Origin of the sequence: Ralstonia sp. 25mfcol4.1 (assembly GCF_900104095.1) — a bacterium.
Classification (GTDB): Bacteria; Pseudomonadota; Gammaproteobacteria; order Burkholderiales; family Burkholderiaceae; genus Cupriavidus.
This window is the reverse complement of record NZ_FNJO01000001.1, coordinates 114029-128454: the sequence shown is the minus strand read 5'-3', so window position 1 is coordinate 128454 and position 14426 is coordinate 114029. Positions and strand designations below refer to the sequence as shown.

The 14426-nt window shown below is 66.0% G+C and carries 7 protein-coding genes; 1 reads left to right on the top strand and 6 read right to left on the bottom strand.

From position 1 onward, the window contains the following. The 6 genes from narH to argA all read right to left on the bottom strand — a co-directional run bounded on the left by narH (position 1) and on the right by argA (position 10218). Positions 1 to 1551: a nitrate reductase subunit beta gene (gene narH, locus BLQ58_RS00535; protein WP_092594082.1), complete on the bottom strand. Its 1551-nt coding sequence runs from the start codon at positions 1549 to 1551 to the stop codon at positions 1 to 3. After that, a complete protein-coding gene (locus tag BLQ58_RS00530) occupies positions 1548 to 5309 on the bottom strand; it encodes a nitrate reductase subunit alpha (protein WP_092594081.1) in 3762 nt (1253 codons plus the stop codon). Before BLQ58_RS00530 ends, narH begins: the two co-directional genes overlap by 4 nt. Positions 5310 to 5349: 40 nt before the next feature. Beyond that, positions 5350 to 6735, bottom strand: coding sequence for a NarK family nitrate/nitrite MFS transporter (locus tag BLQ58_RS00525; RefSeq protein WP_092594080.1), 1386 nt, complete (start codon positions 6733 to 6735; stop codon positions 5350 to 5352). Between the two features lie 33 nt (positions 6736 to 6768). Next, positions 6769 to 8079, bottom strand: a complete 1311-nt coding sequence (locus tag BLQ58_RS00520; protein WP_092594079.1) for an MFS transporter — start codon at positions 8077 to 8079, stop codon at positions 6769 to 6771. Between the two features lie 293 nt (positions 8080 to 8372). Then, complete coding sequence (locus BLQ58_RS00515; RefSeq protein ID WP_066733742.1) at positions 8373 to 8648, bottom strand: oxidative damage protection protein; 276 nt, start codon at positions 8646 to 8648, stop codon at positions 8373 to 8375. A 109-nt stretch (positions 8649 to 8757) separates the two neighbouring features. Further along, positions 8758 to 10218, bottom strand: coding sequence for an amino-acid N-acetyltransferase (gene argA, locus BLQ58_RS00510; protein WP_092594078.1), 1461 nt, complete (start codon positions 10216 to 10218; stop codon positions 8758 to 8760). A gap of 23 nt (positions 10219 to 10241) precedes the next feature. Here argA and hrpA point away from each other — a divergent pair, with 23 nt between their 5' ends. Next, positions 10242 to 14387: an ATP-dependent RNA helicase HrpA gene (gene hrpA / locus BLQ58_RS00505; RefSeq protein ID WP_254775775.1), complete on the top strand. Its 4146-nt coding sequence runs from the start codon at positions 10242 to 10244 to the stop codon at positions 14385 to 14387. The last annotated feature ends 39 nt before the right edge of the window (positions 14388 to 14426 follow it).

The window sequence follows — 14426 nt, the reverse complement described above, 5'->3', positions numbered from 1 at the left end:
TCAGGTAGCCAGCGCCTTGCGCGAGCGCGGCAGGTTGGCATAGGCCACTTCGGGCTGCGGCTTCTTGCGGCCGAACAGCGTGCCGTCCGATGTGCCGCCCGAGCAGCCGTTGCCGAAGCTGAAGCCGCAGCTGCCTTTCTCGTCGAAGCTGTCCTCGGACATTTCCTTGTGCGACGACGGCACCACGAAACGGTCCTCATAGTTGGCGATGGCCATGGTCTGGTACATGTCCTCGACCTGCGCAGGCGTCAGGCCCACCTGTTCGAGCACGGCCAGGTCCTCGATGCCATCCACGTTCTGGCCGCGCTTGTAGGCACGCATGGCCAGCATCTTTTCGAGCGCGCCAAGCACCGGGATGACATCGCCGGCGGTCAGCAGGTTGGCCAGGTACTTCACGGGGATGCGCAGGCTCTTGACGTCGGGGATCACGCCGTTCATGCCCATGAAGCCGGCCTCGGCAGCCGACTGGATGGGGGAGAGCGGCGGGATATACCAGACCATCGGCAGCGTGCGGTATTCCGGATGCAGCGGGAAGGCCACCTTCCATTCGACGGCCATCTTGTAGACCGGCGACTTGCGCGCGGCATCGATCCAGCTCTGGGCAATGCCCTGGCGCAGCGCCTCGGCCTGCACGGCCGCATCGTTCGGGTCCAGGAAGAGGTCGAGCTGCGACTGGTACAGGTCCCGTTCATCGGCCACCGAGGCAGCCTGTTCGATGCGGTCGGCGTCGTACAGCATCACGCCCAGATAGCGGATGCGGCCCACGCAGGTTTCGGAGCAGACCGTCGGCTGGCCGGCCTCGATGCGTGGATAACAGAACACGCACTTCTCGGCCTTGCCGCTCTGCCAGTTGAAATAGATCTTCTTGTACGGGCAGCCGGAGATGCACATGCGCCAGCCGCGGCACTTGTCCTGATCCACCAGCACGATGCCGTCTTCCTCGCGCTTGTAGACCGACCCCGAGGGGCACGACGCCACGCAGGTCGGGTTCAGGCAGTGTTCGCACAGGCGCGGCAGGTACATCATGAACGTGTTCTCGAAGGTCGAGTACATGTCCTTCTGGATGTCGTCGAACAGCTTGTCGCGGCTGCGCGAGTTGAATTCGCCGCCCAGGTCGTCCTCCCAGTTCGGGCCCCATTCGATCTTCTCCATCTTCTGGCCGGTGATGGCCGAGACGGGGCGCGCGGTCGGCGGGGTTTCCACCAGCGGGGCCTTCTGCAGGTGTTCGTAGTCGTACGTGAACGGCTCGTAGTATTCGTCGATCTGCGGCAGGTTCGGGTTGGCGAACATGTTCGACAGGATCTTCCCCTTGCCACCCTGGCGCGGGGTCAGGCTGCCGTCGGCATTGCGCTTCCAGCCACCGTTCCACTTGTCCTGGTTTTCCCATTCCTTCGGAAAGCCGATGCCGGGCTTGGTCTCGACGTTGTTGAACCAGGCGTATTCCACGCCTTCGCGGCTGGTCCAGACGTTCTTGCAGGTCACGGAGCAGGTATGGCAGCCGATGCACTTGTCGAGGTTCAGCACCATGGCCACTTGAGCGCGGATCTTCATTGCCATGCTCCTTCAGTCTTTTCTGCCTTGTTATGGGGGGAGGGTTCGTCTTTGCGCGGACCTTCCAGCCAGTCCACCTTGTTCATCTTGCGAAGGATCACGAATTCGTCGCGATTGCTGCCAACCGTGCCGTAGTAATTGAAGCCATAGGCCAGCTGCGCGTAGCCGCCGATCATGTGCGTGGGCTTGGTCACGGCGCGCGTGACCGAGTTATGGATGCCGCCGCGCATGCCGCTGGTTTCCGCACCTGGCACATTGACGATTTTTTCCTGCGCGTGATACATCAGGCACATGCCCTGGGGCACCCGCTGCGACACCACCACCCGGGCGGTCAGCGTGCCGTTGACGTTGAAGACTTCCACCCAGTCGTTGTCGCGGATGCCGTTGGCCTTGGCCTCGGCTTCCGAGATCCAGACGTGCGGACCGCCGCGCGACAGCGTGAGCATGCGCAGGTTGTCCGAGTAGGTGGAGTGGATGCCCCACTTCTGGTGCGGCGTGATCCAGTTCAGCACCAGCTCCGGGTTGCCGTTCGGCTTGCGGCCCAGCATCGGGCTCACGGTCTTGGTGTCGATGGCCGGCTTGTAGACGCACGCGCCCTCGCCGAAGTCCAGCATCCAGCGGTGGTCCTGGTAGAACTGCTGGCGGCCGGTCAGCGTGCGCCATGGAATCAGTTCGTGCACGTTGGTGTAGCCGGCGTTGTAGCTGACGTCTTCCGATTCCAGACCTGACCACGTCGGGGCGGAGATGATCTTGCGCGGCTGGGCCTGCACGTCGCGGAACCGGATCTTGTCGTGCTCGCGTCCCACGGCCAGGTGCGTGTGGTCGCGCCCGGTGATCTTCGACAGCGCGTCCCAGGCCTTCACGGCCACGTGGCCGTTGGTTTCCGGGGCAAAGGTCAGGATCATCTCGGCGGCGTCGATGGCCGTTTCCAGCCGCGGACGGCCGTAGCTGACGCCCGGCTCGGTCACGGTCTTGCTCAGGTGGCCGATCTCGCGGACCTCATGCTTCGTATCCCAGTTGATGCCCTTGCCACCATTGCCCAGCTTGTCCAGCAACGGCCCGATCGACGTGAACTTCTTGTAGATGTCGGCGTAGTTGCGTTCCACCACGGTCATCGACGGGGCGGTCTTGCCCGGGATCAGGTCGCACTCGCCATGCTTCCAGTCCTTCGGCTCGAACGGCTGGCCCAGTTCGCCCGGGGTGTCGTGCAGCAGCGGCGTGCAGACCAGATCCTCGCGCGTGCCCAGGTACGGGCCGGCAATCTCGGTGAATTTCTTCGCGATGGCCTTGTAGATTTCCCAGTCGGTCTTGCTTTCCCACAGCGGCTGCACGGCTTCGGAAAGCGGGTGGATGAACGGGTGCATGTCCGACGTGTTCAGGTCGTCCTTTTCATACCAGGTGGCCGTCGGCAGCACGATGTCGCCGTACAGGCAGGTGGTGCTCATGCGGAAGTCCAGCACGGTCAGCAGGTCGAGCTTGCCCTCCGCGGCCGGGCGTACCTTCACTTCGCTCGGCTTGATCGCGTCGTTCTCGTCGCCGAACACGGCGTTCTGGGTGCCGAGCAGGTACTTGAGGAAGTATTCGTGTCCCTTGCCCGAGCTGCCCAGGATGTTCGAGCGCCATACGAACATGTTGCGTGGGAAGTTGGCCGGGTTGTCGGGATCGTCGCAGGCGAACTGCAGCGCGCCGGACTTCAGCTGTTCGACGGTGTGGGCGACCGGGTCCTTGCCGGCCGCGCGGGCGTCGGCCACCACGTCCAGCGGGTTGCGGCCGAGCTGCGGCGCCGAAGGCAGCCAGCCCATGCGCTCGGACTTGGCGTTCAGGTCCAGCAGCGACAGGTTGTCATAGCGCCTGTGATCGGCGGTCGGCGCCAGGATCTCGCCGACGCCAAGCTTCTCGTGGCGCCACTGGCTCGTGTGGTTGTAGAAGAACGACGTGCCGTTCATGTGGCGCGGCGGGCGCGACCAGTCGGAACCGAAGGCCAGCGGCGCCCAGCCGAATTGCGGGCGCAGCTTTTCCTGGCCGACGTAGTGGGCCCAGCCGCCACCGCTCTGACCCACGCAGCCGCACATCATCAACAGGTTGATGATGCCGCGGTAGATCATGTCGTTGTGGTACCAGTGGTTCAGCGCCGCACCGACGATCACCATGCTCTTGCCGTGTGTGCGGTCGGCGTTGCCGGCGAACTCGCGTGCCACCTGGATCACGAGGTGGCGTGGCACGGAGGTGTGCTTTTCCTGCCAGGCCGGCGTGTAGGGCACGTCGTCGTCGAACGACGCGGCCACGTTGGGCCCGCCCAGGCCCTGGTCGACGCCGTAGTTGGCCATCTGCAGGTCGTAGACGGTGGCCACGCGCACCTGGGTGCCATCGGCCAGCGTCAGCCGGCGCACCGGCACGCGACGGCGCAGCAGCGCGTCGTGCTCGCCGCCGAAGTAGGGGAAGCCCACTTCGGCCACTTCGTCCTCATGGCCGATCAGCGACAGGCGCGGGTCGATGTCCCGGCCGCTGCCGCCATCCTTCATTTCCAGGTTCCAGCGGCCCACCCTGGCGCCGTCGTCGTGCGCGGCCTCGCCCCAGCGGAAACCGATCGAGCCGTTGGGTGCCACGATCTCGCCGCTGGCCTGGTCGATCACCAGCGTCTTCCATTCCGGATGGTTGGCCTGGTCCAGGTTGCCGTCCAGATGGGACGCGCGCAGGAAGTGGTCGGGCACCAGCGTGCCGTCCTGGTCGCGCAGCAGCACCAGCATCGGCATGTCGGTGTACTGCTTCACGTAATCGCGGAAATACGATGACTTGCCGGTCGCGTGGAATTCCTTGAGCACTACGTGGCCCATGGCCATGGCCAGCGCGGCATCGGTGCCTTGCTTCGGGGCGAGCCAGATGTCGCCGAACTTCACCATTTCGCCGAAATCCGATGACACGGCGACGGTCTTGGTGCCCTTGTAGCGGACTTCGGTATAGAAGTGTGCGTCAGGGGTGCGGGTTTGCGGCACGTTCGAGCCCCAGACCATCAGGTAAGTGCTGTTGTACCAGTCCGCCGACTCGGGCACGTCGGTCTGCTCGCCCCAGATCTGCGGGCTGGCGGGCGGCAGGTCGCAGTACCAGTCATAGAACGACAGGCAGGCGCCGCCGATCAGGCTCAGGTAGCGCGCCCCGGCCGCGTACGAAACCATCGACATGGCCGGAATTGGCGAAAATCCGATGACCCGATCCGGGCCGTATTCCTTGACCGTGAAGGCGTTGGCGGCCGCGATCATCTCCGTGGCCGTATCCCAGTCCGCCCGCACAAAGCCGCCCTGGCCGCGCACGCTCTTGTAGCGCGCGGCCTTCTCGGGGTCCTGGCTGATCGATGCCCACGCGGCGATCGGGTCCATGGTCTCGCGGGCCTCGCGCCACATCTCCATCAGGCGGCCGCGGATCATCGGATACTTCACGCGCTGCGCCGAGTACACATACCAGCTATAGGACGCGCCGCGCGGGCAGCCACGCGGTTCGTGGTTGGGCAGGTCGGGACGGGTGCGCGGGTAGTCGGTCTGCTGGGTTTCCCAGGTGATCAGGCCGTTCTTGACGTACACCTTCCACGAACACGAGCCCGTGCAGTTCACGCCGTGGGTCGATCGCACGATCTTGTCGTGCTGCCAGCGGCTGCGGTAGCTGTTTTCCCACGTGCGGTCTTCGTTGACCACCGCGCCATGCCCGTCGGCGTATGTGGACTTCACGCGCGACAGGAACTTCAGTCGATCCAGAAAATGAGACATTTCTTATGTTCTCCGCTTGCTTTTTGTGGGTGATGCCGCCTCAGCAGGGCATGGGGGCGTTCCGGCGTGCGTAGTACCACCAGGTCACCAGTACACAGCTCAGATAGAAGGCGATGAAGCAGTAGAGCGCGGCGTCGGGCGAGCCCGTCATTTCCAGCGACGTGCCGAAGCTCTTTGGAATAAAGAAACCGCCATAGGCGCCAATCGCGCCAGAGAAGCCCAGCACGGCGGCCGATTCCTTGCCGGCGTCCTGCACGGCCTGTTTTTGCGCGGCGTCGCCCTTGCCGGCGGCGTCGCGCTGACGCTCGGTCAGGAAAATCACCGGGATCATGCGGAACGTCGATCCGTTGCCGACGCCGGTCAGGGCGAACAGCACGATGAACGCGGCCAGGAATGCCTGGAAGTTGCCCGCCTGCCCGCCTTGGGGCAGGGCGGACAGCACGGCGCAGACGGCCGCGATCATGCCGATGAAGGTCCAGAGCGTGACCCGCGCTCCGCCGAGCTTGTCGGAGATCCAGCCGCCAACCGGGCGCGTCAGCGCGCCGACCAGCGGCCCCAGGAAGGCATAGGCCGTGGGGTTGATGCCCGGGAATTGCGATTTGGTCAGCAGCGCCAGTCCGGCCGAGAAGCCGATGAACGAGCCGAACGTGCCGATATAGAGCCAGCACATCAGCCAGTTGTGCTGGCGCTGGAAGATCACGGCCTGTTCCGCGAACGACGCGCGCGCGTCGGCGATGTCGTTCATGCCGAACCACGCGGCCACCGATGCCACCACGATGAACGGTACCCAGATGAAGCCCGCGTTCTGCAGCCAGAGGCTTTGCGTGGCGCCGCCGGCCTGGTAGCTCTGGGGTTCGCCGCCGAGCGCGCCGAACACGGCCACCGACACCACCATCGGCGTGACGAACTGCACCACGGACACGCCGAGGTTGCCGATGCCGGCGTTGAGGCCGGTGGCCAGCCCCTTCTTCGCCTTCGGGAAGAAGAAGCTGATATTGGCCATCGACGAACTGAAATTGGCGCCGCCCAGCCCGCACAGCAGGGCCAGCACCAGCAGGGTCGGGTAGCTGGTGGAAGGGTCGCGCAGCGCAAAGCCCATGCCCAGCGCCGGAATCAGCAGCAGCGCGGTGGAGATCGCCGTGAAGCGGCGGCCGCCGAACACCGGCACGAGGAACGAATAGAAGATGCGCAGCGTGGCACCGGACAGGGCCGGCAGCGCGGTCAGCCAGAACAGCTGGTTCTTGGTGAACTGGAAGCCGGCGCGGTCAAGGTTGACCGCCACCACGCTCCAGAGCATCCAGACCACGAAGGCCAGCATCAGGGCCGGAATCGAGATCCAGAGGTTGCGATAGGCGATGCGTTCGCCCCGGTCGCGCCAGAACGTGGCATTTTCGGGCTCCCAACGGGTCAGTACGGTACTGGTCATGATGTGCGAGAGAGGGAAGTGGGAAAGCGCGGATCAGGCAGCCTGCGCGGACTTGTCCAGGGCGGCGGACGCCTCGGACCGGCGCCCCGCACGCAACTGCTCCGCGCGGTGGCTGTAGTGCATCCAGACCAGGCTCACGCAGACCGTGCCGTACATCAGCATGAAGCAGCTGCTGCGGATGCCGGTCAGGTCGGCCAGCGCGCCGAACAGAATCGGCAGGATGAAGCCGCCCAGGCCGCCGGCCAGGCCCACCACGCCGGACACGGCGCCGATGTTGTGCGTGAAGTCGTTGGAGATGAACTTGAAGACCGAGGCCTTGCCGATGGCGAAGGCGATGCCGACCACGAACATCAGGATCGTGAACAGGGTGGGCGTCAGGGCGATATGGAAGCTCTGCGGGCCGCTGACCGTATGGATCACGAAGTCTGTCTTCGGGTAGCTCAGCAGGAAGAAGCCCACCCAGCTGACCCACATCACCCACCACGTGGTCCGATGGGCGCCGTAGCGGTCAGAGATCCAGCCGCCAATCGCGCGCAGCACGCCGCCGGGCAGCGAGAAGCAGGCGGCCAGGAAGGCGGCGGTCTTGATGTCGAAGCCGTATTCGCCGATGTAGTACTTGGTCATCCACAGCGACAGGCCCACGTAGCCGCCGAACACCACCGAGTAGTACTGCGAGTAGCGCCACACGCGCGGGTCGCGCATCACGGCCAGCTGGGCGCGAAAGCTCGTGGCCGATGCCGACCGGTGCGCCGGGTTGCTGCGCGAAAACAGGAAAAATACGATGGCCGTGACCAGCATCGCCACCGAGTAGACCTTGGGCACGATTTCCCACGTGCCGGCAGCCAGGATCAGCGCCGGGGCCACGAACTTGGTCAGTGCGGCGCCCGAGTTGCCGGCCCCGAAGATGCCCATCGCCAGCCCCTGGCGCGAGCGCGGGAACCAGCGGGCCACATACGGCGTGCCCACCGAGAACGAGCCGCCGGCCAGTCCGACGAACAGCCCGAGCACCAGCAGCTGCCACAGCGTGTGGACATAGGAAATCAGCCAGATCGGGATCACCGTCAACAGCATCAGGACGAAGAACACCACGCGGCCGCCGTAGCGGTCGGTCCAGATGCCCAGCGGTACGCGGATCAGCGAGCCACTGAGCACCGGCGTGGCGGCCAGCAGGCCGAATTCCGTGTCGTTGAGGCCGAGTTCGTTCTTGAGCGGGATGCCGAGCACCGCGAACATCATCCAGACGGCAAAGCAGATGGTGAACGCGAACGTGCTGGACCAGAGCGTGGTCCAGGCGCCGGGCGGTACGGATTCGGAGGTTGGGGAGGAGTGGGTTGCGCTGGCCATGGCCGTTCCGGAGTCACTTTGGAGAGTGATGCCAGAGTAGGCCTGCGGGGCTGCGCGGAACATTCGCCGGCCGTACAGCCGGGAGCGGACGGGGCTATGCCGTGCGTACTAGTTCTTTCGGCATATGCCCGCCCGGAAAGCCGCGTGGGGCAACGGTCACGGCGGGTATGGCGCCAATGGCCGGCGTGGCGGCATACCGGCTCGCCGCGACATGATCATGATCTGGGTCAAATCGGATGTATCAATGAAAAGCGGGTGCCGAAGCACCCGCCTTGTTCGCGGCTTTCCGTCGGTCAGGCCGAAGGCGGCGGCACGTAGCCGGCGGCCTGGTCGGCGCCTTCGCCGAAGAAATACTTCTCGGTCTGCTTGAGCAGGTATTGGCGCGCACGGACGTCGGCCATGTTCAGGCGGTTCTCGTTGATCAGCATGGTCTGGTGCTTGAGCCAGCCAGCCCAGGCTTCCTTCGACACGCTCTGCCAGATCTTCTTGCCGAGGTCGCCCGGCAGCGGCGGGAAGTCGAGGCCTTCGGCTTCCTTGTTCAGTTTGACGCAATGGACCATGCGGGCCATGAGGGACTCCTTTTTCGTGTGGCCGCTATTGTAGCCAAGCTGGGCTGGCGGGGCGGGGCCGGCGGCCCATGTCCCTGCGGCGGCTGTTGTCTTTGCGGACGTTGCGGGGTTACAGCTTTTTCATCAGCACCATCGACTTGCGCTGCCAGTTGTAGAGCTTGCGCTTGTCTTCGGGCAGGTCATCCACGGTGGCGTGCACGAACCCGCGCTTGAGGAACCAGTGCTCGGTGCGCGTGGTGAGCACGAACAGGCGGTCCAGGCCCAGCGAGCGGGCGCGGCGTTCGATGCGCTTGAGCAGGCGCTCGCCGTCGCCGGTGCCCTGCGCCTCGGCCGACACGGTCAGGCAGGCCATCTCGCCCATGTTCTCGCGCGGGAAGGCGTACAGCGCGGCGCAGCCGAACAGCACGTTGTCGTGCTCGATCACCGAGAACTTGTCGATGTCGCGCTCGATCAGGTGACGTCCGCGTGGCACCAGCGTGCCATCGGCCTCCAGCGGCGCGATCAGCTGGAGGATGCCGCCCACGTCGTCGAGGGTGGCTTCGCGCAGGCTTTCCAGGTCGGTATCGGACACCATCGTGCCCACGCCATCGTGCAGGAACAGTTCCAGCAGCACCGAGCCGTCCATGTCGAACGGGATCAGGTGGGCACGGGGCACGCCGCCCTTGAGCGCCTTGACCAGATGCTCCAGGTAGTAGGCGACGTCGGGCGGCAGGTGGTTGTTCTGCAGCCGCTCCACGGCGGTGCGCAGCGACATTTCCTTCATCAGCTTGCCCACGGCGTCGGGCACGCCCGGCACCTCGGTGATGAAGATCAGCTTGTCGGCCTTGAGCGCGCTGGCCGTGGCGCTGGCCACGTCTTCCATCGACAGGTTGAACGCCTGGCCCGTAGGCGAGAAGCCCAGCGGCGACAGCAGCACGATCTTGCCGTGCGACAGCGACATGCGCATCGACTCGTCGTCGATCTTGCGCACCAGCCCCGTGTGCTGGTAATCCACGCCGTTGACGATGCCGACCGGCCGCGCCGTGATGAAGTTGCCCGACACCACCGACAGCTGGGCGCCGGCCATCGGGGTATTGGGCAGGCCCTGGCTGAAGGCCGCCTCGATGTCCAGACGCAGTTCGCCGGCCGCTTCCTTGGCGCATTCCAGCGCGGCGTTGTCGGTGATCCGCACGCCATCGGCAAACTGCGACTGCACGTTGCGCAGCCCCAGCTGCTCTTCCACCTGCGGGCGCGAGCCGAAGACCAGCACCACGTGCATGCCCATGGCGTGCAGCAGCGCCACGTCGTTGACCAGCGCGTTGAGCACCCCGGCCTTGACCAGTTCGCCACTGAACGCGATCACGAAAGTCTTGCCGCGGAACGTGTGGATGTACGGGGCGACGGCGCGCAGCCAGTCGACGAACTGCTGCTGGTCGGGGCCGCTGGCCTCGGCCAGATCGGCGCCGGCCGACGCTGACGGGATGGGCGTGGCAGGCTCGGCAGTGGTCATCGGGACGGTCGACGGATCGGCGGGCGGGGGCGAGTCGGCAGGATCGGGGTCCTGCTGCGGGGAGTCGGTTCTGGCGTTCATGCGGCGGATTATAATCCCGGCCAATGTCAGCACAACGCCCCGCCAGGCCCGCCCCGGCCAACCCCGCCGAAGCTACCTCCTCCCAGGCCAGCCAGAACCCCGCTCCGCGCGACGCGGGCGATGGCGCTCGCCCGCCAGCACAGGCCCCGCAGCAGCCCCGGAAGCAGCCGCAGAAGCAGCCGCAGACGCATTTCCGGACGCCGTCGCAATCCCAGGATCAGCCGCGTCAGCCCCGTGCGCAGCGCCAGGACGGCGCTCCGCGTCCGCCGCGGCCCGAAGGCAGCCAGCGCCCGCCACGCCCCGAAGGCAGCCAGCGCCCGCCGCGCCCCGAAGGCAGTCAGCGCCCGCCGCGCCCGCCCCAGCCGGTGCGGCTGGCCAATCCGCTGCCCGAGATCACGTTCCCGGAGGCCCTGCCGGTATCGGCCCGCCGCGACGAGATCGCGCAGGCGCTGCTGGCCAACCAGGTGGTGATCGTTTCCGGCGAGACCGGCTCGGGCAAGACCACGCAGCTGCCCAAGATCGCGCTGTCGGTCGGGCGTGGCCCGGCCCGCGAGGGCAAGCCCGGCGGCGGCCTGATCGGCCACACGCAGCCGCGGCGGATTGCCGCCACGTCCACGGCCAAGCGCATCGCGCAGGAACTGGGCACGCCGGTCGGCGAGCACGTCGGCTACCAGGTGCGCTTCAACGACACCATGTCCGCTGGCGCGTCGGTCAAGCTGATGACAGACGGCATCCTGCTGGCCGAGACGCAGAACGACCCGCTGCTGCGCGCCTACGACACGATCATCATCGACGAGGCGCACGAGCGCAGCCTCAATATCGACTTCCTGATCGGCTACCTGCGCCAGATCCTGCCGAAGCGGCCGGACCTGAAGGTGATCATCACGTCGGCCACCATCGATGCGAAGCGATTCGCCGAGCATTTCGCGCGCGATGGCAAGCCGGCGCCCGTGATCGAGGTCAGCGGCCGCCTGTATCCGGTGGAAATCCGTTACCGCCCGATCCAGGAAGACAAGCCGGCACCGGGTCAGATGGCCGCGCCGCGCTCGGAAAAGGCGAAGGAACGCGACCTGTACGACGGCATCGTCGATGCCGTGGACGAACTGTGCCGGCTGGGCCCCGGAGACGTGCTGGTCTTCCTGCCCGGCGAGCGCGAGATCCGCGAGGCCGCCGAGGCGCTGCGCAAGCATCATCCGCCGCATACCGAAATCCTGCCGCTGTTCGCGCGGCTGTCCGTGCAGGAGCAGGAGCGCGTGTTCCGGCCGTCGAACGCCCGCCGTATCGTGCTGGCCACCAACGTGGCCGAAACGTCGCTCACGGTGCCCGGCATCCGCTACGTGGTGGATACTGGGCTGGCGCGCGTGAAACGCTATTCGTACCGCAACAAGGTGGAACAGCTGCAGATCGAGTCGATCTCGCAGGCGGCCGCCAACCAGCGCGCCGGCCGCTGCGGCCGGGTGGCCGACGGCGTCTGCATCCGGCTATACGAGGAAAGCGACTTCGTGGGCCGGCCGCGCTTTACCGACCCGGAAATCCTGCGCTCGTCGCTGGCGGCGGTCATCCTGCGCATGAAGGCGCTGCGACTGACCGATATCGAGGCCTTCCCGTTTATCGAGCCGCCGCTGGGCCGCGCCGTGGCCGATGGCTACCAGCTGCTGCAGGAACTGGGTGCGCTCGACGAAGGCAACCAGCTGACCGGCACCGGCCGCCAACTGGCGAAACTGCCACTCGATCCGCGCGTGGCCCGGATGATCCTGGCCGCCCGCGACCACCACTGCCTGAAAGAAGTGCTGATCATCGCCAGCGCGCTGTCGGTGCAGGACCCGCGCGAGCGTCCGCAGGAAGCCCAGGAAGCGGCCGACCAGGCCCATCGCAAGTTCATGGACGAAAAGTCCGAGTTCCTGGGATGGGTCAAGCTGTGGAAGTGGTTCGAGGAAGCCGTCGCCCACAAAAAGACCAACCGCCAGCTGCAGGACCAGTGCCGCAGCAACTTCCTGTCGCACGTGCGCCTGCGCGAATGGCGCGATGTGCATTCGCAGCTGCATACCACGGTCAGCGAGCAGGGCTGGCGCCTGAACGAGTCCGAGCCGACCTTCGAGCAGTTGCACAAGGCGTTGCTGACGGGCTTGCTGGGCAACGTGGGCCTGAAGCTCGACGAGGCCGACGGCAAGGGCCGCGAGTACCTGGGCGCGCGCGGCATCAAGTTCCACCTGTGGCCGGGATCGCTGATCGCGCGCAAGGTTGGCCGCTGGATCATCGCCGCCGAACTGGTCGAAACCAGCCGGCTGTATGGGCGCACGCTGGCCCGCGTGGAGCCGGAATGGGTCGAACAGGTTGGCAAGCATCTGCTCAAGGTGAGCTGGAGCGAGCCGCACTGGGAGAAAAAGGCTGGCCAGGTGCTGGCGCTGGAACGCGGCACGCTGTACGGCCTGCCGGTCTACCAGCATCGGCGGGTGGATTTCGGGCCGATGAACCCGGTCGAGGCGCGCGAGCTGTTTATCCGCAGCGCGCTGGTGGAAGGCGAATTCGACACCCGGCTGCCGTTCTTCGCCCATAACCAGCGGCTGGTGCGCGAGATCGAGAACCTGGAGCACAAGTCGCGCCGGCAGGACGTGCTGGTGGACGATGCCCTGATCTACGCGTTCTACGACAAGGCCATTCCGGCGGACATCCACAACCAGGTGGCTTTCGAGAAGTGGTACCAGGCCGAATCGGCCAGGGACCGCAAGCTGCTGTACCTGAACCGCGACGAACTGATGCGGCACGAGGCGGCCGGCATCACGACCGACCTGTTCCCGAAGGTGCTGCCCATTGCCGGCATCGACATGGGTTTGTCGTACCACTTCGAGCCCGGCAGCCACCGCGACGGCGTGACCCTGACCGTGCCGCTGTACGCGCTGAACCAGGTCCGGCCCGAGCGTGCCGAATGGCTGGTGCCGGGCATGATCAAGGAAAAGGTGCATCTGCTGCTGAAGTCGCTGCCGCAGAAGCTGCGCCGCCATTGCGTGCCGCTGCCCGACTACGCGGCCCGGTTTGTCGACCGCCAGCCGTTCGGCGAAGGCGACCTGCTCGACGTGCTGATCGCCGACGTGCGCGAGCAGACGGGAACGATGATCCGGCGCGCCGACTTCAAGCTAGAAACGCTGCCGGCGCACCACACGATGAACTTCAAGGTGATCGACGAGCACGGTCGCCAGCTGGACATGGGCCGCAACCTCGCCCAACTGCGCGCCGAACTGGGCGGGCAGGCGCAGCAGTCGTTCCAGAGCATCGCCGCGCGCGATGTGCCGGCCGTCGAGGCCGGACATTACGAGAACCTGACCTCGTGGTCGTTTGGCGAGTTGCCCGAACTGCTGGAAATCCGCAAGGGCAACCAGACGCTGTTCGGCTACCCGGCACTGGTGGACCGTGGCGACCACTGCGACGTGGAGGTGTTCGACGATCCCCAGGAAGCGGCGCGCATCCACCACGCAGGCCTGCGGCGGCTGTTCGCGCTGCAGTTGCGCGAGCAGGTCAAGTTCATCGAGAAGAACATCCCGAACCTGCAGCAGATGGCCATGCAGTACATGACGCTGGGCACGCAGGAGGAATTGCGCAACCAGATCGTGCTGATGGCGCTGGAGCGCGCCTGCCTGCAGGCGCCGCTGCCGCGCAACGAGGCCGAGTTCAACGCGCGCAAGGACGAGGGCCGGGCGCGGTTGTCGCTGCTGGCGCAGGAAATCGCCCGGCTGGTCGGGACGATCCTGGCCGAATTCGCCTCGCTGCCGCGCAAGCTGTTGCAGGCCAAGCCGTTCGGCTCCGCCTACCAGGATCTGGAAGCCCAGCTTGCCCGGCTGATGCACAAGTCATTTGTGATTGATACGCCATACACGCAGCTGGTCCACTATCCGCGCTACCTGAAGGGCATGGCGATGCGGGTGGACAAGCTCAAGGGCGACCCGGGGCGCGACAGCCAGCGTATCCAGGAGATGTCGCCGCTGGTTCAGCAATGGCAGCGTGCCGAAAAGCAGTTGCGCAGCCAGGGCAGGGGCGCCGCCGATGCGCGGCTGGACGAATTCCGATGGATGCTGGAAGAACTGCGCGTGGCGCTGTTCGCCCAGGAGCTGCGCACGCCACAGCCGATCTCCGTCAAGCGGCTGCAGAAGGTGTGGGAATCGATCCAGCGATGATCGGGAAAAGCGGGACGGATCGGGCGGTCCCGATGGAAA